This window comes from Cognataquiflexum nitidum, from assembly GCF_022538055.1.
In the GTDB taxonomy this organism is placed as follows: Bacteria; Bacteroidota; Bacteroidia; order Cytophagales; family Cyclobacteriaceae; genus Cognataquiflexum; species Cognataquiflexum nitidum.
In genome coordinates, this window is the sequence record NZ_JAKZAM010000043.1 from 1 (window position 1) to 26,939 (window position 26,939).

Annotated in this window: 6 protein-coding genes; 5 read left to right on the forward strand and 1 reads right to left on the reverse strand. The window is 37.6% G+C overall.

The window, feature by feature from the left end:
• The first annotated feature begins 319 nt into the window (after positions 1-319).
• Positions 320-1,438, forward strand: coding sequence for a glycosyltransferase family 4 protein (locus tag MMU07_RS20080; protein ID WP_241128397.1), 1,119 nt, complete (start codon positions 320-322; stop codon positions 1,436-1,438).
• Between the two features lie 252 nt (positions 1,439-1,690).
• Here MMU07_RS20080 and MMU07_RS20085 read toward each other — a convergent pair whose 3' ends face one another.
• Entirely contained in the window at positions 1,691-3,091 is a 1,401-nt protein-coding gene (locus tag MMU07_RS20085) for a glycosyltransferase family 4 protein (protein WP_241128398.1), read from the reverse strand.
• 228 nt (positions 3,092-3,319) lie between these two features.
• Between MMU07_RS20085 and MMU07_RS20090 the strand changes: the two genes are divergently transcribed.
• The 4 genes from MMU07_RS20090 to MMU07_RS20105 all read left to right on the forward strand — a co-directional run.
• Positions 3,320-10,951 carry a LamG-like jellyroll fold domain-containing protein gene (locus tag MMU07_RS20090; RefSeq protein ID WP_241128399.1) on the forward strand — a complete coding sequence of 2,544 codons (7,632 nt, stop codon included), beginning with the start codon at positions 3,320-3,322 and terminating at the stop codon, positions 10,949-10,951.
• 365 nt (positions 10,952-11,316) lie between these two features.
• Entirely contained in the window at positions 11,317-12,723 is a 1,407-nt protein-coding gene (locus MMU07_RS20095) for a pectate lyase family protein (protein ID WP_241128400.1), read from the forward strand.
• A 640-nt stretch (positions 12,724-13,363) separates the two neighbouring features.
• Complete coding sequence (locus tag MMU07_RS20100; RefSeq protein ID WP_241128401.1) at positions 13,364-17,725, forward strand: fibronectin type III domain-containing protein; 4,362 nt, start codon at positions 13,364-13,366, stop codon at positions 17,723-17,725.
• A 1,229-nt stretch (positions 17,726-18,954) separates the two neighbouring features.
• Positions 18,955-26,939 (forward strand): LamG-like jellyroll fold domain-containing protein (locus MMU07_RS20105; RefSeq protein WP_241128402.1); only part of this gene is annotated, 7,985 nt, incomplete at its 3' end.

Genomic DNA, 26,939 nt, shown 5'->3' on the forward strand with positions numbered 1-26,939 from the left:
CGCCTACCTAAATACAACACCAAATCATTGACACTAATTGTCAAATTTTGTTACGTGCACTTATACGGATACACATATTATCTTTTAAAACATTTTTAAATACAAACATCAATTAAGGTAAAAATCTCGATCAAAAGAACAGAAAAATACAGGTTTTTACCTGAAATTATAAATTTAAAGCAAACCTATAATGCTTTATTACTAGTTTTAATCATGAAAGGTGTAGTTTTATTAATCCTCAGGCAAATTAAAGTTATTTCTAACATTGATATCTATGAAATTTCATATATTTACGTCTAAAATTTACACTCTTTAATTAATGGAAAAAAGAAAAATTTTGTTTGCCCATTTGGGATCTTTCTCCCACATCAATAATGCTGTTTTGAATTCTTTTCATTCAATTTTTAAGGAGTACGAGATAGAAACTATTGACCTAAAAATACTTTTGAAAAAAATGTCTTTAAAAGACAAGATAATTTTGTCATTGAATACTTTATTAATTTCAAAAAATCTTAATCCGAAAAGCATAAAAGGTAACCTTATGAAAAGCCCTTACTTTTGGAACCTTTCTAACAGGTTGATAAAAAAGGCTGCCAAAAACAAGGATTATATTTTCACATTTCAAACTCAATCCAATTTTGATGGTAAAATCAGTAATTCACCCCACTACATTTACACAGATCATACCCATTTAGTCAACCTTGAATATCCTGGATTTTTAAAAAAGAATCTAAACGTCAATTCGTGGCAAAAAAAGGAAAATGAATTTTATAAAAAATCTCAAGGGATTTTCACTATGAGTAACCATGTTAAAAACTCTCTTCTTATCCAATATCAAATTGAACCATCCTTAGTTAGGTGTGTATTTGCAGGTGCTAACATCACAAAAGAAAATGTCATTTATCCTCTGAGCAGGTATCAAAATAAAAAAATTTTATTTGTAGGGGTAGATTGGGAAAGAAAAGGTGGGCCTGAACTGTTTGAAGCTTTCAAAATTCTAATTCAAAAACATCCTGATGCCAAATTAGACATTGTTGGATGTAATCCAAACCTCAATTTTCCTAACGTCACTATTTGGGGAAGACTCCCAATTCAAGAAGTGAAAAAGCATTATGAATCAGCTTCTATATTTTGCATGCCCTCTAAGAGGGAACCTTTCGGCATTGTGTATCTTGAAGCAATGGCTTACAAGCTACCAATAGTTGCACTTAAAATTGGGGCTCTTCCTGATCTTGTTGAAGAAGGTAAAACAGGTTTTTTAGTAAATTTTAAAGACAACCATTTGATGGCTGAAAAACTCAATATATTATTAGACCAACCAAGTTTGGCAAAAGAAATGGGGGAAATTGCCTATCAAAAGGTAGAAAGCCAATATAATTGGGAGAGTTCGGTGCTAGCTATCAAAGAGCATATAATATCACAGGGATTTTTAAAATAGAGCCTTCTAAAAAGTGAGACTTTTCTATAAATAAATTTTATCGACATTTCAGGATTTTGTCCCTTAAGGAAATTGAAGCAATAATTAGTATATCGGCTAACTTTTTTTCAAAACATCTACTAATGAGTTATAATTTATCATGTAAAGGTATCTAGAAGTCAAAAAAAATCATAAATATTTAGAAAATGCCTATGATTTTTTTGAAAATACTCTTAAAATGATACAAAAAGATTACTAAATGGAAGAAAGAAATTATTGTGTATCATGAAGGAAATCCAATAATTTTTTTCCCAAAACCAAATGATCATGGTTGTTTTCTATGTAATCAATACAGTTTTTTGACATATTCAAGTAAATTTCCTCTGTCATATTTTCTAGAATTAATCTTAAATTAGCTTCGTCTTCATAAATCATCCCAATTTGGTAATCAGAAATGATACTGTCAGGATTCACATTAGGAGTAGTCAATATCGGGGTACCAGATTGCATTGCCTCTAGAAAAGTATTTGAAAACCCTTCGTACCTTGAAGTGTTCAATAAAAATTTTGAATCCTTTAAAAAGTCAAGTATCATGTCTCGGGAAATACTGCCAACTAAATGTACATTTGAAAGAGATTTCAACTTTTCTAAATACTCGGTGGATTCTTGATCCATCGGAATCAAGGGTTGCCCGGCTATTTTAAACTGCTCATTTGGTAATTGAACTGCAATTCTATAAAGAAGTTGTAGGTTTTTTTGGTATCTAAAATTAGCGACCCACGAAATATATCCCTTATTTAAAGTTTTAAAATTTAATTCCTGTTTGCTTATACGAAAAGGATTAGAAATTTTAATCACTTTTTTTGAAGGATATTTAGCTTTTACATTATTGAATTGAAATTGGTTTTGGGTTAAAATGAAATCAGTTTTCTTAAATGCTCTTGCGATGAAAAACCTTTCAAAAGTGCTGTGTGTCCATTTAATCCTTTCGTCCAACATATTGTCATTAGCCAATCTCAAAATATGCTTTGTTCCCAAAAAATGACATATCAGGCAATAAAAATATGACGTCCACGTCGGTATGGATTCAAGAACAAAATCAGGTCTTGATTTTTTTATTGCGACGAAAAACTTAGGAAGTCGATAAAAGGGCCATCTAAGTATAGGAAATCCCTTCTTAGAATTGTAAACCTTAACAGAGTTTACCCATTTGTATTTTTCCAATATTTGTCTATTGTCCTCAATATTCCTGAAAAGCATCACCTCATTGCCCAATTCATTTAAGGATTCCATCCAAACTTGAGTGGCAACCACCGCTCCCCCCATAGGTTTTCCCCCTTGGACCATTAATTCTATATTTGATTCCTGGGTAAAGAAAATTTTTGACATAATCAAAAGAGAATATAATTTATTAAATAAATCTATAATAATCGTTTTACAAAAAAGCGAATAGAGTATCCAAAGTTTTCCAATTTGAAAATGTTTTAGAAAATCGCCTTTATAATATTCTGCAAATGTACAGTAGGAAAGGACAAAATGAAAATATTTGATTTGTTTGCCAACATAAATGTATCGTCTAAAAGATATTGAAAGGGGTTTAGGGGCAATGTGTTTTTTAATTATTGAGCAAAAGCTTTTTCGTTTAAAAAACGAAAAAGCAGATTTAATATTCATTTTTTTGCATTTAAAAATTCTTACTTTTATATTTGTCTCAAGCAGTAGTTACGCTTAATTTAAAGCATCAATGGATTAGATTTGTTCTTTCAACCATTTCTTTGAAATCACAAAAACAAAAAAAGTTAAAAGGACAATTTGATATTTTGAAACGAAAATATTCCACTTCTAATTATTTATCTCAAAGTCATTAAGGCAGGTTATTTTTCATTTATTAATTATAAACTCATGAAAACGAAATTTAAACTCTTCGGCTCTTTTCAGAAGTTGATCTTACTTATTATCTTACTAAGTAGTCAATCCCAAGCTTTTGGTCAAAGTGTTCAATTTGATCTCTCAACTCTGAATTTTAACGGATTTACTCCTCCTTCAGAGGGGACTTCGCTTAAATTTGGACCAGATAATAGGTTATACCTGTCACGTAGAAAAGGGGAAATACAGGTTTATACTATAGAAAATACAGGGAACAACAACTACAGGGTTATAAATCATGAAATTATTTTTGATATCAAAAACATCCCCAATTACGACGATATTGGCACTTTGGCATGGGATAGAGCTTCTTCCTCTAGAAAGCAACGTCAGGTTACAGGTTTAGAGGTAGTGGGTACTGCTTCCAATCCAATAATTTATGTTGGATCAAGTGACCCGAAATGGGGTGGACCCACAGGGGATAAAGTATTAGACACCAACTCGGGAATAATAACAAAACTAACTTGGACGGGATCCAATTGGGACGTGGTAGATTTGGTAAGAGGTCTGCCAAGATCTGAAGAGAATCATTCGACCAATGCTGTTGAATATAAGGTAATAAATGGAAAACCCTACCTTTTGGTAGCCAGCGGAGGATTCACAAATGCGGGCGCACCTAGTGCCAATTTTGCATGGATCACAGAATATGCCTTATCTGCTGCATTGTTGAGTATTGATTTGGAGGTCGTAGAGTCCATGCCTATTAAAATCGATCCCATTTCAGGAAGAAAATATAAGTATGATATCCCAACCTTAGATGACCCTTCAAGACCAAATATCAATGGGATTTACGACCCAAACGATCCGGGCTATGATGGAATCGATGTTGGAGATCCTTTTGGTGGTAATGATGGTTTGAATATGGCTATGATCGTTGAAAATGGACCTGTTCAAATTTTTTCAGCGGGTTATAGAAATGCATATGATTTTGTTGTTACCGAGAATGGTAAAGTTTTTATCACAGATAATGGACCAAATACCAATTGGGGGGGATTGCCTGAAAATGAGGGTAACCCAAACACTGTTACTAATAATTACCCCATTGGGGAACCCGGAGGAAACAGTTCAAATAAATCCGCCAGCGGTGAATGGGTCCGGAATCAAGACCACCTGTTACTTATAACACAGGATATAAACACCTACCAATTTGGAAGTTTTTATGGCGGCCATCCAACACCTATCCGGGCTAATCCTGGGACACCTTACCAGAAAAATTCACCTTTTCCTTACAATCCAGGAGGCGCAGGGTTATATACAAATTCGATTGGAGATGATGGGGGCTGGATTAATTTGACTCCGCTTTATACTCCCAATGAATTTTTTAGGACTCAAATTTTGGAACCGGTTGCACCTGGTAGTCCCGGATTTGACCTTTATGCACAAAATTCATTACCAGTAAACTGGCCTCCTGTACCGTTGAGTCTTTCTAATCCAAATGAAGCAGATTATAGAGACCCCTCCTTGACCAATCCTAATGGTCCCCAACCTGAATTTGTCACTATTTGGAAAAAAAATTCCAATGGGCTGGATGAATATAGGGCATCCAACTTCAATGGGGCATTGAAAGGGTCTCTCATTGCCGGTAGAAACGAAGGTTTTTTGCACCTAGTACGGTTAAATCCTGATGGTTCTTTATTATCCCTAGAGGAAGACAAATGGAATTTAAATGGGGGAAATGCACTTGGAATTACCTGCCAAGGGGATAATGATATTTTCCCTGGAACTATTTGGGTAGCTACATTTGATAATAGGATTAGTATACTAACTCCATCCAATAACCAATTTTGTCCTTCTCCAGATGATCAATTTTTCGATCCAAATGCCGATTATGATAATGATGGATTTACAAATCAAGATGAAATAGATAATGGAACAGATTATTGCTCAGGAGCGTCAAGACCCAATGATTTTGATGGTGATTTCATCTCTGATTTGAATGATTTAGATGATGATGGTGATGGATTACTTGATGAAGAAGATCCATTTCAATTGGGTTTTCCGTCCAATATCCCCCTAAAGAATGAGCTTTTCTCTGATAAAACAGATGAATTTGGAAGACCGTTTGGTTTTAGGGGTTTAGGGTTAACAGGCTTGATGAACAATGGGGCACCAAATCCCAATTGGCTTAACTGGCTGGACAAGTCAGAATTGGGATCTCTTCCTGATGACATATATGGTGGAGCAGCGGGAGCAATTCAGATAGCCATGACAGGCGGTACTGCAAATGGCTTGGCCAATAACCAAGAAAAAGGATTTCAGTTTGGGGTAAACGTAGGAATTGAAACAGGTGATTTTGAGATATCGGGTGGTTTAATTGGATTTTCAGGTCCTCAAATGTTTTTTGATATTGACCACAATGGAGAATTGGGTATACAAATGGGTGACGGTACACAAAGTAATTTTCTCAAACTAGTGTTTTCTAAAACAGACCTAATTGCTTCTTTAGAAATAGAGGATATTCCTGATTCAAATCCATTGACTGTTCCATTGGCTATTGAAGACCGACCTACAAATTCAGAATTGGTAGAACTTGTTTTTCGTGTAAACCCTTCTTTAGGAACTGTCGAGCCTATCGTAAAAATCGGACAAAGATCAACCATTAGCCTTGGAACTAAAACTCTGTCGGGTAAAGTATTGGAAGCAGTTCAAGATATTAGAAAACCGTTAGCTATTGGGGTATTTGGCTCATCAGGGGATCAGGAAAAAGAATTTCTTTCCACTTTTGATTTTTTCAAAGTGACTGGGGAGCAGCCGTATATTACAAACCAAATTCCAAACATTACAAAACAGGTTTCTTCTCCGCCAAAAGAATTTGATTTATCGGATTTCTTTGAAGATAATTTTGGTATAGAAAACCTTAGTTTTTCTTGGAGTTCGACCATTCTTAATTTGACTGGGGTGGAAATCCTTGGTAGCCTACTTACTTTATCTTTCCCTGATATTCCTTATTCTGGATCAATTACTATTAGGGCAACTGATTCTTTTGGTTATTTTGTGGAGCAAAGCTTTTATATCGAAGTAGTTCGTGCCAACCAAATTATCTACAGGATAAATGCAGGCGGCTTGGAGGTATTAGGAGAAAACAATGCCCCAAACTGGGAGATAAATGAGCAAGGCGGAAGTTATTCAGGTAGTGGTTATTCTGTAAATAGCGGTACCGCTGTCGGCAGCAGTTTTAATTTTAGCAACAAGCATCCGTCTATACCTGAATACATTACCGAGAGTACTTTCAATTCAGTTTTCGAAACACAAAGGGAAAATATCAACCAAGGTAATATGCGGTTCGACATTCCTCTTGAATCCGGTGTGTATATTGTCAATATTTATCTTGGAGAAGGTGAATTTAGCCCTTTAAATGCCAATGAAAGAGTTTTTGATATTAAAATAGAAGAAAGTATCGTTTTACCTAATCTTGACTTAACTCAAAGATTCGGCAGAGGTGTAGCTGCAATGGAACAATTTGAAATCAATGTTACAGATGGTGAATTAAACTTAGACTTTATTAAAAAAATTGGAAACCCGATTGTTATTGCTATTGAAATCCTTGGGACCACCCTTTCTGAACCCATAGTAATTCCAAATCCTATCCAAGATCAGGTCAGTACGGTAAATGAGGAATTGGAGGGCAATTTACTTTTTACCGCGACAGGAGGGGTTGGTACGCTTCATTACAGTGCAACAAATTTACCTCCCGGAATTGACATAGAACCTGTGAATGGCAGGTTATATGGGACAGTAAGTCAAAGTGCTCTTTCCAGTTCTCCTTACAATGTAACATTATGGGTAAGTGATTCAAACAGCCCCATACCCAATAAGGAATTTAGCACTTTTAAATGGACAATCCTTCCGTTCGAAAACTGGAATGTATTGAATGAAAACCAGAATTATACTGAGAGGCATGAAAACTCATTTGTTCAGGCTGGTGAAAAATTTTATATGATGGGAGGTAGGGAAAATTCAAGAACTATAGATGTATATGACTATAAAGAAGATTCCTGGACTGCCCTTAGCAATGTAGCTCCGGTAAGTTTTAACCATTTCCAAGCCACTGAATACAAGGGATATATATGGGTTATTGGTGCTTTTGAAAATAATAACTTCCCTGTTGAGACACCTGCTTCCCATATTTGGATATTTGACCCTGTAAGCGAACAATATTTTCAAGGACCGGAAATACCTGCAGAAAGAAGAAGAGGATCCGCAGGACTTGTGGTTCACAATGATAAATTCTATGTCATTGCAGGAAATAAATTAGGACATAGTGGCCAGTATGTCCCCTATTTTGATGAATATGATCCTGCCACGGGGACATGGACTGTTTTAGGAGATGCGCCTAGACCAAGGGATCATTTCCATGCGGCAATGATCGGGGATAAAATCTATGTTGCCTCAGGAAGATTGTCAGGAGGAGATGGGGGCACATTTGGTCCTGTTATCAAGGAGGTAGATGTCTATGATTTTGTGACAGGTACATGGAGTACTCTTCCAAGCTCAATGGATATTCCTACTCCACGTGCAGGTGCGATTGTTTCAAATTTTAAAAATAAATTACTTGTTGCAGGTGGCGAAATTCCTGGTAGCGGTAATACCGATGCTTTGGATATCACTGAAATTTTTGACCCATTTAGCGAATCCTGGTCAACAGGTCCAAGCCTAAAATTCAGAAGGCACGGAACTCAAGGCTTAGTTTCTGGAGATGGCCTTTTTGTTACAGGTGGTTCCCCAACCAGAGGTAGTGGAAGGCAAAGAAATATGGAGTATTTTGGACTTAACAATCCTATAGGTAAACAAATTTCAAAGAGTGTTCTTTCGGGACCAAGTTCAATTGAATTACTTAATGGTGCATCTTCAGGTTTTGAGTTAAATATTTCAAAAGGAAATCAAGGCATAATTATAAGGGAAATAACATTTAATGGTATTGATTCCGAAGATTTCTCGGTTGTATTAGGAGGTCTTAGTAATTCGATTATACTGCCAGATTCAAGTCATATTGTTAGGATTGAATATCAGGGAGGGAAAGATAATCCTGAAGCAAGTGTTCTTATAAAATATGATTTGGATCTTGAATTTGAAATACCAATCGTAAACACAGTATTGAGGGTGGAAAATTTCACTTTGATCAACCCTGACAACACCTTTGAAATTTCACTTTTGGAGGAAAACTCACAATTCCAGCTCAATCAGGTCAATGGCTTAGACCTAAATATTAAAGCAAATACCAATCCATCCTCAGTTGGAAGTGTATTTATTTCCCTGTCAGGCCCTTTAAATCTCTCAAGAATTGATAATGATTCTCCTTACACTCTTTTAAGCAATGAAGGAATAAATTTATCTATTGGAAATTATACACTTACAGCAACACCTTATTCAGGTTTGGATGGAACAGGTGAAGCGGGAAAACAGCTTTCCTTAGAGTTTTCAATAGTGGAAGACATCATTTCAAACATTCCTGTTACGGGCATTTTAGTAGATCCAAGATCCGCTTCGGTTGAGGTTGGAAGTACATTGCAACTTACTGCCACCCTCTCTCCTAGCAATGCTACCAATCAATCAATTAATTGGAGTAGTTCCAATGAAAATGTGGCAACCGTTAGTGCAATCGGATTGGTATCGGGCTTGACCAAAGGAGATGTTATAGTTACTGCCCGATCCGAAGACGGAAATTTTATTTCCACATCAGCAGTTTCCATTTTAGAAAATAATTCCGATTTAAACTTTGTAGGCCATTGGAAGATGGATGAAGGATCGGGAAATATCTTTATTGACCATTCAGGAAATGGAAACAACGGTACTATTCAGAATACTACAGCTGTATCCTGGTCTGAGGGAATTATCGGACAGGCTGTTAATCTTAACGGGCTTAGCGGTAGGTTTGCAATTGTTCCTCATAATCCTTCACTTGAAATTGACCAAGCAATTACAATCTCGGCATGGGTAAAACCTTCTGAGGTTGGATGGAGCACCATCATGAGCAAATCGGATGGTAACGGATTTGATCTTTCTCTAAGAAATAACGGTATAATTGAATTTAGACTTAACCGAGGAAACAATGGTACTGCATATAGACTATTTTCCAATTACAATTATTCCAGTGACTTAGGCAAATGGATACATGTTGCGGCAACCTTCGATGGAACCACAAGCAGAATATTTATAAACGGCATCGAGGATACTTCTGCTTCCTACCCACCGTTTGGTATAGGCACAGCTACCGGGAATTTGGTAATTGCAGCACTTGGCACAATACAAAGGTTCAAAGGAAGTTTAGATGATCTCAGATTATATGGAAGAACTCTAAGTTCTAACGAAGTCTTAAGCATATTTAATAGGGGGAGTTTATTACCAGAAATACCTAAACTCTTGCTACCAACAGATAATTTTGATTCAATAATCGCCCCTGAAGCACAATTATCTTGGCTTCCTTCTGAATTTGCATTAGGTTATCAAGTACAGGTTTCCAATGATAATTCATTTATCAACCTCGTTCAAAACGAAGATCTTGAAAACGTTCTACTGTTCAATGCTTCAGGACTAACCCCAAATAGTATTTACTTTTGGAGGGTAAGGTCTTTCAATATCGAAGCGGTTTCAGAATGGTCAGAAATTCGAAGTTTTTCTACATTGCCTGAGGACACCGAACCTAATGAAACTGTTGGCCATTGGAAGATGGATGAAGGATCGGGCAATATCTTTATTGACCATTCAGGAAATGGAAACAACGGTACTATTCAGAATACTACAGCTGTATTCTGGTCTGAGGGAATTATCGGACAGGCTGTTAATCTTAACGGGCTTAGCGGTAGGTTTGCAATTGTTCCTCATAATCCTTCACTTGAAATTGACCAAGCAATTACAATCTCGGCATGGGTAAAACCTTCTGAGGTTGGATGGAGCACCATCATGAGCAAATCGGATGGTAACGGATTTGATCTTTCTCTAAGAAATAACGGTATAATTGAATTTAGACTTAACCGAGGAAACAATGGTACTGCATATAGACTATTTTCCAATTACAATTATTCCAGTGACTTAGGCAAATGGATACATGTTGCAGCAACCTTCGATGGAACCACAAGCAGAATATTTATAAACGGCATCGAGGATGCTTCTGCTTCCTACCCACCATTTAGTATAGGTACAACTTCCGGGAACCTTGTAATTGCAGCACTTGGTACAATACAAAGGTTCAAAGGAAGTTTAGATGATCTTAGATTATATGGAAAAGCTTTGTTAGGATTTGAAATTCTAGAAATTTATTCAAATCAAAATATGCAAGCCAGAAAAATGGATGTATTGGACAAAAAATATTCAAAAGAAAATCAAGAAATTACAGCTTCCTCAAATAATGAGGAGATAAATAATGAATTAAAAATTTATCCCAATCCTGTTAGGGATAATCTTGTAATTCTAATCAACAAACAAGATCCAATAGTTGAACTTGCTATTTACGATATGATGGGGAAACAAATTCTGCTAAATACTATCAAAACTGAAAATGGAATTATATTCTTGGATCTTGCAAATTTACAAATGTCAGCAGGAACATATTTATTGTTTTTAAATATAGAGAATGCAGAATTTAAAAAATTTAAGTTTATTAAGAAGTAAATGTGATCAATTCCCTAGAGAAAAAAATTATGAAAATTAGATTTCTTCTACAAAAAATTTAACTGCCTGGGATTTGTAAAAACTTAATATTAGGTTTAAAACAAACAATTATTCTCTACTTATAAAAAAGTTCTAAATGCACCAACAAATAAATTATTTCAAAATAATGATGAGCTAGTTAAAAAAGCACTAAGTGGAATATTCCATTTTGTATTTATGCAGACGTTTCTGCTTCAGTAGAAGAAAAGAACGAAAAAGAGACAAAATCACCTATATTTACAGTCTTAAAATAAGAATGAAAATGAATTTTAATTCTGTTAGAATTAGTGTAAAAATACGTTAAATTAATATTTTAATAATTTAAAATGAAAATATTATCAGTAACGCTTACCATACTATTTTTTTTTACTGCTAATCAAATTTGGTACACGTCCTATCCTAAAGAAAAAACTCTTGCTTTTCCCGGTGCTGAAGGATTTGGTAAGTACACAAAAGGAGGTAGGGGTGGACTTGTTTACATAGTTACTAATTTAAATGACAATGGTATTGGCAGTTTAAGGTGGGCAATTGAATCCAAGGGTCCAAGAACCATTGTATTTGAAATTTCAGGAAACATCAAACTCCAGAGTATCTTAAATGTTGGAGATGGAGACTTGACTATTGCGGGACAAACAGCTCCCGGAGAGGGAATTACAATCCAAAATTACTCCTTTAAAATTACTGGAAAAAGCAATATAATTATCCGCTTTTTAAGATTTAGAGTAGGTGATCTAAATGGTGTTGAAAGTGATTCATTCGGCGCTAGAAATGGGGAAAATTTAATAATAGATCATTGTTCGTTTTCATGGGGAACGGACGAAACATTTTCGGTTTATGATTATGAAAATGTCAGTATACAAAATTGTATAATTGCGGAAGGACTCAACGATTCAGTTCATAAAAAAGGCCCTCATGGATTTGGTTCATTGTTAGGAGGGGATAAAATATCTTTTTATCAGAACTATTTAGCGCACTTCATGATCAGAAACCCATCTTTGACTACCCTAGGCATCCGAAATGGAATTATTGATATCAGAAATAATATAGTTTACAATTGGGGTCAAAGAACTATAGACAATGGTAATGCAACAACTGCAAACGTCATAAATAATATCTTCAAGCCAGGACCTGCCACTTTAAAAAGAGGTGGAAACACTCCTGATTTCTTTTTATGGCCCACAGGGCCAAACTATGGGAAGTTTTATTTGAGTGGAAATAAACTGATTGGTAAACCTGAAATTGAAAAAAACCAATGGAAAGGAGTTAGGCTTGAAAATTCTAAAAACACTGATTTATACCTAGAAAGTTGTAAAAATACTGATTCAGGGGGAAATTTAATAAACTTTAGTGTTCCTGAAGATATATATAGCAAATCACCAAATATATCAAACTCGATGGATCATGTCCTTGATCATGTAGGTGCAAGTCTATTCAGAGATCAAGTTGACTCAAGATTAGTCAACGAGTTTAAATCCAATACAGTAACTTATTCAGGTTCCAAAACAGGCCTATTGGGTATTATTGACAGTCAAACTGATGTTGGAGGTTGGCCCATTTTGAAATCCACCAATCCACTAAAAGATACCGACAGAGATGGGATGCCAGATGAGTGGGAAATAAACAATGGTTTAGACCCAGAAAAAAGGAATGATCGCTTTTACGATTTAGATAAAGAATACACTAATTTAGAAGTTTATATAAATAGCCTAGTAAACCACATTTATAATTTTTGATACACTATTTTTTTGTTTTTTTATGATTTCTTTAAGGAAGCGGATTAATCCACGTTTAATAATTTTAACTTATTTAGTTATATATATATAATACTCCATTCATTTTTCTAGAAATTTTTATCCGACCCAATAATACCCGAATTGGACAAACAAGGCACCAATCCTGTAAACTTTCAAATAAGGATCTATTGCGAATAATTTATTGCAATTATTCTCTTAATCCCTTATTTACTTACTTTCAAGACTTTTAACGAGCCAATTGCATTTTCTAAATACTCCAAAATTTGAAATTCAGCTTTAAATTGAGGATTTTTCAGAAAGTTCAACCAAGCGAATACTCATCTATTTTTTGAAAAATGAAATAATAAACTTTTTATGATATAAGATAAATATCTAAAAACTGATAATTTAATTTTTATTTGACACTTACAAAATTGATTAAAAACCTGAAAAAACTGGTTTGTACAACAAAGTTTTGCGAAAAAATTTGTATCCCACATATTTGAATGAGGTTTGATTCTTTTCATTCCTTTCTGAAAGCTTGATCACCCCATCTCAGCAATCAGAGAATTTGGCAAAAACAGACTTAAATGGTCTGGTGGGAAATCTATGTCCACAAATCAAAATCTGAATACAGCTTATGAGCCCTACTGTAATTACCCGGTTAAAATTGATTATTCCTCTGCTATTAATTTCCTTTTTTGTATTTACAAGCATGGTCAGTGGCCAATCCAATCCAGTCTTGGCATTTCCCGGAGCCGAAGGATTCGGGAAATATACAGGCGGAGGAAGGGGTGGGAAAGTATTTATTGTTACCAACCTCAATGATTCCGGTCCCGGTAGCCTTAGAGAAGCAGTAGAGGCCAAAGGGGCACGGACAGTCGTATTTGAGGTTTCGGGCAACATTAAATTAAACAGTATCTTAAATGTAAGAGATGGGAATCTGACAATAGCTGGACAAACAGCTCCTGGTGATGGAATAACAATTACAAACTACCCTTTAATTATACGTTACCAAGACAACATAATAATTAGGTTTATAAGAATTAGAATGGGAGATTTAAGTCAAAGAGAAGAGGATTCTTTTGAAGCCCAATACTCTAATAATTTAATTATTGATCACTGCTCTTTTTCTTGGGGAACGGATGAAACATGCTCCATTTACAATGTAAAGAACACTACTTTACAAAATAGTATAATTTCAGAAGGTCTTAATGATTCATATCACTCTGAAGGCCTACACGGATATGGGTCACTTATAGCGGGAAATGGGTTCTCACTTTATCAAAACCTTTGGACACATTTCCACATCAGAAATCCATCAATTTCCTCAATGGGTGAAAGAGGAATTATTGATTTAAGAAATAATGTAATGTATAACTGGGGACAAAGATCTACTGATAATGGTTCCTCTTCAACTGTTAACCTTTTTCATAATTTTTATAAACCAGGGCCAGCTTCTTTTAAAAGAGGAGGAAATACACCCCTATTTTTTCTTTGGCCAACTGGTTCTGATTATGGTAAGTTCTACCTTGAAGGCAATAAATTGCTAGGAAAACAAGAAATAGCTTCTAACCAATGGTTGGGCGTACGATTGGAAAATTCTGAAAAAACCGAGCTATACCTAGAATTATGTAAAAACAAGGATGAGAATGGAAAATTGGTTCCTTTTCCTGTTCCAAACGGCACCTATTCAAAAAACCTTTCTGCGGATGAGGCTTATGAGGAAGTATTGAGACATGCCGGTGCTAGTTTGGTGAGAGATTTAGTGGACCAACGTCTGATAGAAGAGGTCAGGACAGGCACCACAACCTTTAAAGGATCAAAAACAGGATTGCTTGGCATCATTGACTCCCAAAATGATGTGGGAGGATGGCCTGTATTAAAATCAACTGCCCCTCCTAAAGATACAGACAGGGATGGCATGCCGGATTATTGGGAAGTTGAAAATGGATTGAATCCGAATTTGGCTGACCACAATGGCTACACGCTAAGCAACACTTACACCAATATTGAGGTCTATATCAATAGCCTTGTCAAGCATATTTCCGAACCGGATGCTGTGGTTTCCCCTTCTACTCCCCAATTAGAAAGTCCCTTAAACAATGCCGTTGGCTTTGTAAAAACAACTCCCCTCAAATGGAAAAATGCTCCAAATGCTCAAAGTTACCAAATTCAGGTTTCCAAGACCCAAGATTTTGGGACTTTGGTTGCCAATATTGATAATTTGAATTCCTTGGAGTACTTGGTTCCAAATCTGGAAGATAACACCCAATATTTTTGGAGGGTAAGGGCCAAAAACAATTCGGGAACAAGTACCTGGTCTCCTGTATGGAATTTTAAAACTTTGCAACCCCTAACGGTTCCGGAAATCCCAAAACCTGTAAGTCCTGTCAACGGAAGTACTGATCTTTCAAATACAGTGCTTCTGGAATGGAGTAAAGTCGCTGATGCCAAAACATATCGTCTGCAGGTTGCCCGTGATCCTGGATTTACTTCGATGGTGTATGATATTTACAACTTGCCGGGACAAAGCATTGAATTAAAAAACCTTGCATCAGGTGCCTCATTTGCGTGGAGGGTCAGGGCAACAAATGATGCAGGCAGCAGTAATTTTTCGGAGGCATGGACCTTTACTACAAATACCACATCTATTCCCGTCACAGGGATTACAGTCAGCCCTGAAAAGGCAAGTTTAGAAATTTCTAAATCTTTACAGCTTACAGTTTCAATTTCTCCAACAAATGCAAGTAACAATACTGTCAATTGGAACTCTTCCAACCCCGATGTTGCAAGTATAAGTAGTACCGGCTTGGTAACCGGAATCAAAAGCGGTATAGCAATCCTCACCGCCACATCACAGGATGGGAATTTTACCGCGACATCTGAAATTACCGTGACCAACAACGTTGCCATCGGTATAGCAGGGATAACCTTAGTCAATGCGGATACCAATATGGATATAATTGGTATGTCAAATGAGATGGTACTTGATTCTAAAGAAATCTTCGGTCAAAATTTAAATTTCAGGGTAAATACCAATCCGGAGACTGTCGGTAGTGTATGGATCAGTTTAGCTGGTCCCGTCAATGAATCTAGAACCGAGAATATTGCTCCCTATGCGCTATTTGGAGATAATAATGGAAATTATAATGGAATGACATTGCCAGAAGGGGATTATATAATAGAAGCAATACCCTATTCTGAACCAAGCCGAGGGGGAATCAAAGGCACATCACTTTCAATACAATTTTCAATCGCAGAAAAAGTGGTGGTACCTGCGCCACCTTTATTGACCAGTCCGGCTGACAAGAGTACCGGCTTGGCCACCAATTTAAAACTGACTTGGACAGCTATTACAAATGCTGAAAGTTATACCCTTGAGCTTTCAAAAAATCAGGACTTCAGTTCCTTGGTTACAAACAACAGCGCCTTGACAAATAATGAGTTTACTGTTTCAGGATTGGAGGACGGCACGATATACTATTGGAGGGTGTATGCTTCCAATGCTACAGGGTCAAGCAAATGGTCAGCAGTTTGGTCTTTTTCTACCAAAGAAAAAGTCAATCCTCCTTCTCCGCCCCAATTACTTGGTCCTGCCAATGAAAGTGTGGGGCTGACCGGAAAGACACTCTTTACCTGGACCAAATCCGAAACTGCGGCGGGCTACGGCTTGCAGATTTCCAAAGACCAAAACTTCGGTGTAAAGCATGTTGACTTGTCAAATATTTCTACTGAGTCAACAGAAGTCCTCAACTTAAAAAAAGGAGTAAGCTATTATTGGAGGGTCTATGCATTCAATGAAGGCGGCAGCAGTAGTTATTCTGAGGTTTGGACATTTGAAACACTTGGTCTTCCAAATGTTCCTGCATTGGTAAGTCCGATAAATGGCAAAAAAGACTTGGCGGTCAACCTGACCTTGGTATGGGGAAAAACCTCCGGGGCTGATTCCTACAGGCTTCAGGTTTCCAAAGCCAAAGATTTTTCGCAAAACCTTATCGATAGAAGCGGACTAACAGAGACCTCCTTTAATCTTGAAAATCTTGAAGAAGGCATGACCTATTATTGGAGAGTCAGGGCTAGCAATGCCGCAGGCAACAGTAGCTATGCTGCCACCTGGGAATTCGGTACAGAAAAACCATTGAGAGCTCCCATTACACCGCAATTGCTTAGCCCGACATCAGGCGCAATTATGAACATAGAAGATATTGTCCTTGAATGGAAAGCAGTAGAACAAGCCGAAAGGTATCAAGTTCAAGTTTCCAAATATTCTAATTTCAGTCAATCTATTGTATTTGAAAACAATACCATAAACAACAATACAGTTGCCATTGAAGATTTAGAAGCAAATGAAGTATATTTCTGGAGGGTAATGGCCATCAATATTGCAGGTTCAAGCCCTTATTCTGCAGTCTGGAATTTTATAACCTTACCACTTCCTCCACTTGATGCACCGATCTTGGTAAGTCCTGGTAATTCTGCACTGATTGATACTACATCAGTGGAGTTCACCTGGAATTCCGTTGCAGAAGCCGAAAACTACCAATTAGAAGTGTCCTCAGAAAGCACTTTCAAGACCCAGTCCATAAGTTTCACCCAAATTTTAGAAAACAAATTCAGGGTGGATAGCCTTGAGAAAGGGAAGACTTATTATTGGAAGGTTACTGCCAATGGAAAGCGCCCTTCCAGTCAATCCCAAGTATGGTCTTTCAAAATTGAGGAGGAAAAAGACTTGCTTCAATCCAAAATTACCCCTGTCACCATCAAGACCTATCCTAATCCATTCAATGACAGAATTACCATGGAATTTTCGAGATCCATTGAAGGAGAAGTTACCATAAGTATTTTTGACAATAAAGGAATCTCGGTATTTGAAAACAAGGTCAGCGATCTAATGGAAAACATCACGATTGAAGTTCCTCCGGGACTTCCCAAAGGTATCTATGTGATAAAAGTTCAGGGTTTTGGTGTATTTGAAAGTAAAAGAGTGATAAAGAATTGAGAGTTTGATATAATACGAGTATCCACAATATTGAACGTTGGGCTGTAATGGACTCTATCCGATGCGGATGCGCATACACAGAGGATATCACAGGAGTCCGCTAATCTTTGTCCTGCCATTAATTGTTTGACTACGTGCAATAAAGCGGATACACCTATTTTATTATATAATTATCCGCTTTAACACCATTAGTCAAATATCATTTTTCATCACCTAGGCAAGTCCGGTGAAAGAATAACTTTGGCCTTGAGGTGGAAGAGAAATGCCGCAAAGGTACATTTTTCCTCCCCTTTTCACATCTTAAAATCCCTGTCTTCGAGCCTGCCAAGACCATTCTGTGAAAAATCACATACCAGTAAGAAGGCGGATCTACTTCTTTTATTAAATAATATGTATATCCGCAATTCTGCCACTAGCAAAATTTTGTTTCAATTCACCTAGATAAGCTCGGTGTCCGTAAGTTTTATTTCTAGAGGAGGTGGAGGGAAGTCGAGGCCGTTTTGTCTAAAAGAAATAGAGGCAAGAATGCGGATAATCAAGTTAAATAAAAATAGCCTTCAATTATTTTTTTTAGAAAGCCTAATTCTTAAACAATTTGCTTTCTATAAAATTCTCTTTTAGGTTGAAGAGTTAGCTAGACCTTATTTTTTTTGAATATGGAAAGTGAGGGCAAAGTTATGTACAAAGAAAAGTAGAAAAGCCTAAATTTTTAACTCCTACTAAAAATAATCAACCCTCTCGATAGGCAATAAATTGAAGATTCGCCATCCATTTAGAGTTATGAAGGGCAATTGAACAGTAAATAATACCGAGAAATTACTTTTCATTGAAATTGCAAAGACTATCCTACAGATAGGTGTATGTCCTTTGACATCCCCTGATTCAAAAAAACTAATTTCAATTTTAGCATTTATAAACTTATCGGATAGCTAATTGGGGCAATCTAAAAAGAAAGAAAAAATAAATATGAATAATCGAATAAATAATAAGTTTTATTAATGAAATTAAATTCTATTCTTATAAGACCACTCTTGATATTTTAAACAGCATCAACCACAATAAAAATAAAAACCAAAACCTTGAAATAAATAAAAAATACATTTTTATTGGTTTAAAAAACATAAAATAGGGTATATTTGAAAAAAAATTGGTTTGTATATTTTTTTTATCAACTCAAATAACGAATTTTGATTTTGTAATAAACAGTACGAAAACTAAATAAAAAAAATATGGGTACTTTTTTAAAAAATATCGGTAAATTATATTTATTTCTTTTAATTATATTATTTTCATCGCTTTGGGGAGGAGAGCTTTTAGCAGGCCCCAATTACCTGAAAAATCATAATTCATGGCAGACAAACTTAGCCCCCTTACTGAACAATCCTATACCCGACCAATCACAATTTGTAGGGACTATACTATCCTTTACCTTCGAAGAAAACACTTTTCAAGACCCTGACGGGGACGGTTTAACCTACACTGCAATGCTTCCCGGTGAGCAAGATTTACCATCTTGGCTGACCTTTGATCCTCTGACAAGAACTTTCTCCGGAACACCTCTGGCAGAAAATGTCGGCACCTTAACTGTTGTAGTGACCGCAAATGATGGAAACGGAGGGACTGTCTCCGATACTTTCGATATTGTCATTGCCGCTGCAAACAATCTCCCCACGGTCATCAATCCCATAGCCGATCAGGAAGCAACTGAAAATGTGCTTTTGACTTTTTCCTTTGGAGAAAATGTTTTTGAAGACCTTGACGGGGACGGTTTAACCTACACTGCAAAGCTTCCCGGTGAGCAAGATTTACCATCTTGGCTGACCTTTGATCCTTTGACAAGAACTTTCTCCGGAACACCCCTGGCAGAAAATGTCGGCACCTTGACTGTTGTAGTGACCGCAGATGATGGAAACGGAGGGACTGTCTCCGATACTTTCGATATTGTTATTGCCGCTGCAAACAATCTCCCCACGGTCATCAATCCCATAGCCGATCAGGAAGCAACTGAAAATGTGCTCTTGACTTTTTCCTTTGGAGAAAATGTTTTTGAAGACCTTGACGGGGACGGTTTAACCTACACTGCAAAGCTTCCCGGTGAGCAAGATTTACCATCTTGGCTGACCTTTGATCCTTTGACAAGAACTTTCTCCGGAACACCTCTGGCAGAAAATGTCGGCACCATAACTGTTATAGTGACCGCAAATGATGGAAACGGAGGGACTGTCTCCGATACTTTTGATATTGTTATTCTACCGGTATCTCTTCCAAAAACCCTTGTCCACTATTGGAATTTCAATTCCAATTCCACACTCGAGAGTTTGCTTACTCCTTCCCTGTCATTGGTGGCTGATGCATCCATCACGCATCTTGCCGGTGGCACGAGCGTGATCGCTTTCTTGGAGGGTACAGGACAGAATTTTAACGTCGCCAATCTCAACGCCAGAAATGGAGATCCTGCAGGTACACATCTCAGGTTCAACAACCCCATGGGCGGCGAACTTGTATTTTCTCTTCCCACAACAGGATTTGAAAACCCAACCATCAAATTTTCAACCAGAAGATCCGGCTCGGGTGCAGGTATACAGAACTGGAGCTATACCACCAATGGATCTGACTATACCCCTTTGGAAACAGTGATTGTCCTGGATGCGGATCCTGCTTTGGTAACTTTTGACCTTTCGGATATTGAAGGCGTGGATGACAATCCTAACTTCAAACTTAAAGTGGCCTTTGACCAAGGTGCAGGTGGAACAGTAGGAAACAACCGCTTTGATAACTTTACCCTTGATGCTGTTGCAATTGAGGGTGGAGACCTCAGTCCTCCTCAAGTTGTCTTTGATCCTTTAAACGGATCTATGGAGGTTGATACAAAGATCCAACCTAAAATCAGCTTTGATGAATCAGTCCGTCTGGTAAACGATGGAGAAATCGACAATACTAATGCCGGTACTTTGGTTGAATTCCGCCTTGACGGACCTGAGGGAGAGAGCGTGCCGTTTACTGCAGCATTCTCAAATGGAGAAATCACCATAACCCCAGATTCTGATTTGCTTTTCAGCCAGCAATATTATCTTGCTTTGATCGGCGGAACGGTCGAAGACTTGAGTAATAATGTTATTGCAAACACACAATCAACCACTTTTACAACAGCTGCTTCACCTGAACTGAGTCTTGTTCACTATTGGAATTTCAATTCCAATTCCACACTCGAGAGTTTGCTTACTCCTTCCCTGTCATTGGTGGCTGATGCATCCATCACGCATCTTGCCGGTGGCACGAGCGTGATCGCTTTCTTGGAGGGTACAGGACAGAATTTTAACGTCGCCAATCTCAACGCCAGAAATGGAGATCCTGCAGGTACACATCTCAGGTTCAACAACCCCATGGGCGGCGAACTTGTATTTTCTCTTCCCACAACAGGATTTGAAAACCCAACCATCAAATTTTCAACCAGAAGATCCGGCTCGGGTGCAGGTATACAGAACTGGAGCTATACCACCAATGGATCTGACTATACCCCTTTGGAAACAGTGATTGTCCTGGATGCGGATCCTGCTTTGGTAACTTTTGACCTTTCGGATATTGAAGGCGTGGATGACAATCCTAACTTCAAACTTAAAGTGGCCTTTGACCAAGGTGCAGGTGGAACAGTAGGAAACAACCGCTTCGATAACTTTACCCTTGATGCTGTTTCCATTGATGGAGGGCCAACAGAAATCCCGGGCATTACAACTCTACTAAGTCCTATAAATGGTGCTAATAATGTTTCCGTCTTACCCTCATTGAGTTGGTCATCAGTAGAAAACGCAACTACTTATCGTTTGGAAATTGCAACTGACATTGATTTTATCAATACCATAGTCGACCAAATCATTTCTCAAAATACAGGATATACCTTAATAGAAGCATTGCAATACCAAACAATTTATTTTTGGAGGGTCATGGCTTCCAATGGAATTGGTGCAGGGCCTTTGTCCGATGTGAATTCCTTTACAACAGAAGAGGAGCCTGCACCTATTTTGGTTGCTGTAAATGAAATCATGGCCTCCAATAGTTCTACTATTTTGGATGAAGATGGTGATTTATCAGATTGGATTGAATTGTATAATTATGGATCTGAGACCTATAATTTAGAAGGTTTTGGACTTTCAGATTCGGATGCTGCTCCTTTTAAATGGGTATTCCCTGCTATAGACATTGCTCCTGGTCAATTTATGCTGATATGGGCTTCAAGTAAAAATAGAAGAGTACCCGGCGCACCGCTGCATACCACCTTTGCCATCAGTTCTAATGGAGAACCTATTCTTCTTACAAGTCCTGAAGGGGTATTGGTCAACAGGATTGGCCCATTATCTTCAACGGCAGATATTAGTAGAGGAAGGTTTCCAGATGGAACCGGAGATTTGGAATTGTTTACCCAACCTACTCCGGGAGCCTCAAATATAAGCGACGGCTTTGGACCTGTAGTCCCTTTGGTTGCTCCTGAGTTTTCCATACCCCCTGGATTTTATCAGTCCAATATTGATCTTAACCTGACACATCCGGATCCTGAAGCTCTTATCAGATATACACTAGATGGTTCAGAACCAACAGAATCATCTCCTATATGGAATGGTATTCAGACAATTTCAGATAGAAGCTCTGAGCCCAATGTGATTTCTTTGATCCCTACCAACTTTATTTCAGGAGGAAGAGGTTGGACTGCTCCGAGTGAAACGATAAAAAAAGCTACTGTAATAAGGGCTAGGGCATTTAAACCGGGCAGTTCCTCCTCTCCTATCAAAACAGCCACTTACTTTGTGCTTCCGGGACATTCTTATTCATTACCGGTAGTGTCTGTTGTCACCAATCCTGACAATTTATTCGATGAGAATATTGGCCTTTATGTGCCAGGTGTCAATTATGTTGAGGGTAATGACGGGACAGGAAATTACTACGGATCAGGTGATCTTTGGGAAAGACCTGCCTCAATGGAAATGTATGGTCAAGGTTTCGATTTTCAACAAAATATTGCAATCCGAATCAATGGTAATTATACAAGAAGATTACCACAAAAATCACTAAGAATTTATGCTAAAGGTGAGCCTGGAAAAAACAGTTTGGATTATCCAATTTTCCAAAACCCAGAAAGAACAGGATTTCAAAGAATGATTTTGAGAAATTTTGGAAATGATTGGGGTGGAACGATGATGTCGGACGCCCTATCTCAAACACTTGCCAAGCACATGAACCTAGATTACCAGCATTTCAGAACCTCTGTTGTATTTATCAACGGAGAGTATTGGGGATTGCACAATTTCAGAGAGAGGTATGACAAATATTATTTCGAGCGAATTTATGGAGTTGACCCTGATAACATAGATTACTTAGAAAATAGATATGTAGCAAGTGAGGGCGACAATACCAATTATCTTGATTTTGTCAATTTCTTTGAAAACAATGACCTTGCCTTGGAGGAAAATTATGAAGAAATGGGCAGAAAAATGGACATTGAAAACTATATAGATTATTACGTGACAGAAATTTTTGTCAACAACAATGATTGGCCTCAAAACAATATTGAGTACTGGAGGGCGAGGGTTCCTTACAATCCTAATGCTCCAAAGGGTCAGGATGGGCGATGGAGATGGGTGATTAAGGATTTGGACAGGTCCTTTGGAAGAATCATTTCCAATGATTTTAATATGATGGCATGGGCCACTAGTGGCCCGAATTCTTGGGCTACTTCTTTGTTTAGAAATCTATTAAAGAACGAAGATTTCAAAAATACTTTTATTAATAGAATGGCAGACCAATTGAATTCCGGATTTAAAAAAGAAAGAATGATTCATGTGGTTGACAGCATACAAAGCATTATGTCACCCGAAATCCCAGAACATACAAGAAGATGGAATAGACCTTCTTCTTTAAGTTCTTGGCTTAATAATATTCAAAAAATTAAGGATTTCATCGATGTCAGAGAAGGTTTTGTCAGGCAGCATTTGGTTGATCACTTTGGGTTAGGTGGTGTTGCAACTGTGAATATTAATCTTTCAGATGTTGCAGCAGGCTATGTTCAGGTCAATAGTCTTGAAATCAATGATAAAACATTAGGATTAATTGGTTCAAACACCTATCCATGGTCAGGAACCTACTTCAAAGATGTTCCAATCACCCTAAAAGCACATGCCAAAGCCGGTTTTGCATTAAGTCATTGGCTTGTCAACGGAGCTGTATACAAAGAGGAATCTCCCCAAATAGTGCTATCGGGGAATACAGAAATCTTAGCAGTGTTTGTATCTTCCAATAGATTTGCCCCGGCATTGATTTCTCCGGAATTGGATTCCTTTGGTGGAAGTACCTCTCCGGTTTTTCAATGGACGAACCATCCGGATGCTGTCAGTTACCGCCTTCAAGTATCAAAAAATTCAGGGATGAATGACTTGGTCATCGATGAGTCCAACATTGTTCAAAATAGTTTTCAAGCTACTGATTTGGATATAGACCAAGTCTATCATTGGTGGGTAATAGCAAGCAACATAAATGAAAATACTGATTGGTCCCCTGTTTGGAGATTCTCTACCGCCGAGGAAGGGACGCTAATTGCGCCAGGACTTATTTCCCCGCAAGACAATTTAGGTAGCAGTTCATTGAGTTTAACATTCAATTGGGATGAGGTGTTTGGTGCCGAAAAATACCAAATCCAACTATCAAAAGTTCCTGATTTCTCCCAAGAACTGATTTTGGATTCTCTGTTGATAAGAAGGTCTATTTCTGTCGGTCCATTAGAAGAGGATACTGAATATTTTTGGAGGGTCAGATCCCATCGTGGAGAAATCTTTAGCAATTGGTCAAATCAAAGGTCATTTATAACACAGAAATTATTAAATATTGAAATAGAAAGAGTTGGTCATTGGAAAATGGATGAGGGTGGTGGTAATCAATTCTTAGATAGCTCAGGTAAAAATAATAATGCTCTTATTCAAAACACTTCAGGAATTACCTGGTCACAAGGGGTTTTTGGATTGGCTGTAAACCTAATCGGATCTACCGGCAGGTTTGGAATTGTTCCCCACAATCCCACATTGGAAATCAACAATGCCTTGACTATATCTGTTTGGGTAAAACCAAATGTGGTCGGCAGGCATACCATAGTAAGTAAAGCAGCAGGGAATGGTTTTGAACTTTGGCTTAATGCAAATGGGCAAATCGAATTCAGGCTCAACAGGGAGTCAAACGGCAGTTCCTACAGGATGCTTTCCAATTATAATTATTCACAGGATATTGGAAAATGGATTCATGTTGCAGCCACTTTTGATGGCAGTACCCAAAGGATCTATGTAAATGGGATCTTGGATATTTCATCTTCTTTTTCACCTTTTACAATTGGAACCAACTCAGGGGATCTTGTCATCGGGGCTTTGGGAACCATCCAAAGATTCAATGGAGGCATGGATGATTTGATGCTTTATTCAAGGGCATTATCTGCTTCTGAAATCTCACTTTTGGTTACCGGTGAAGAATCTGTTCCAGAAGTCCCTACATTAATTTCGCCTACAAATGATTTCGAATTTTCACAAGAATTTGATGTTGAATTGAGATGGGCTTCATCAGAATTTGCCCAAGGCTATCAGGTACAGGTTTCTTTTGATTCAGAGTTTATAGATCTTGTCCATGAGGTAGATACTGAAAATGAGTTGTTCTTTAGACCGGTAGATTTGATTTCAGAAACAGCCTACTATTGGAGGGTAAGAAGTTATAATGAAATAGGTTTTTCTGAATGGTCGGAGGTATTTAGATTCAGTATTGTTGAAAACAGTGTACAGCCTGAAGTCCTCCTTGGATACTGGAAAATGGATGAAGGATCGGGAAATAGCATGATAGACCATTCTGGAAATGGAAACAATGCCATTATTCAAAACACCTCAGGAGTCAATTGGTCTCAAGGTATATTAGATAAGGCTATAAATTTAACAGGGCAGTCAGGCAGATTTGGAATTGCCCCCCATAGTCAATCTCTAGAACTTCAAAATGCGGTAACAATAGCTACCTGGGTAAAACCCAACATCCTTCATAAAGGCACCATTCTCCAAAAAGAAAGTGGAAATGGCATTGAATTTTGGCTTGACATCAACGGTCAATTGGAATTCAGACTTAACAGAGGAAATAGTGGGTCAACCTTTAGGCTGAGATCAAGTTATAACTACACCCAAGATTTAGGTAAATGGGTACATCTTGCCGCAACCTTTGATGGTACCACAAGCAGGATTTATGTCAACGGAGTAGAAAATGTTTCTGCAACTTACGGCCCACTTAATATAGGTACCACTTCAGGTAACCTAGTAATAGGCGCACTCGGTACTATTCAACGTTTCAATGGGGCCATGGATGACTTGAGGCTTTATGGAAGGGCTTTGTCAGCAGGGGAAATATTAAATTTGATCAATTTAGAGATCCCCTCACCCGAAACCCCTCAACTTCTGTTCCCTTCTGATGGCAATAATTCCTTGGTAGCTACTTCAGTTGAATATTCTTGGAATGTGTCTTCATTTGCAGAAGGATATATCATTCAAGTTGCCTCAGACATTGGCTTCAACAATCTACTTGCAGATAATGATGTAGCAAACCAAGTCAATTTTGAATCAACTAATCTATTGCCTGAAACCACGTATTATTGGAGGGTAAGGGCTTATAACTTAGAGGATCAATCTCCTTGGTCAGAAATTCGCTCATTTACAACATTGGCTGAGGACAGTGACGCTTCTGTTTTGGTCGGGCATTGGAAAATGGATGAAGGGTCTGGAAATACCATGGTAGACCATTCAGGAAATGGAAACAACGCCATCATTCAAAATACCACGGGAGTCAATTGGTCGGAAGGAATCCTCAATCAGGCCATTAACCTGAATGGATTTTCGGGAAGGTTCGGGATAGCCCCGCATAATTCATCTCTTGAAATTCCAAGTACTTTAACAATAGCTGGTTGGGTCAAACCCAATGTTCTTCACAAAGGAACGATACTCCAAAAAGAGAATGGCAATGGTTTTGAGTTTTGGTTGGACAATAATGGTCAGTTGGAATTCAGATTGAATAGAGGGAATAACGGAACTTCCTTCAGGCTAAGATCAACTTATAATTATGGTGGAGAATTAGGTAGTTGGATCCATGTTGCTGCTACTTATGATGGAACGACAAGTAGAATCTACATCAATGGTGTTGAAAATATTTCCGCTTC

Coding starts and splice junctions, on each gene's coding strand:
- MMU07_RS20100 (WP_241128401.1), top strand. CDS start 13,364: ATGAGCCCTACTGTAATTACCCGGTTAAAATTGATTATTCCTCTGCTA.
- MMU07_RS20085 (WP_241128398.1), bottom strand. CDS start 3,091: ATGAATATTAAATCTGCTTTTTCGTTTTTTAAACGAAAAAGCTTTTGC.
- MMU07_RS20095 (WP_241128400.1), top strand. CDS start 11,317: ATGAAAATATTATCAGTAACGCTTACCATACTATTTTTTTTTACTGCT.
- MMU07_RS20080 (WP_241128397.1), top strand. CDS start 320: ATGGAAAAAAGAAAAATTTTGTTTGCCCATTTGGGATCTTTCTCCCAC.
- MMU07_RS20090 (WP_241128399.1), top strand. CDS start 3,320: ATGAAAACGAAATTTAAACTCTTCGGCTCTTTTCAGAAGTTGATCTTA.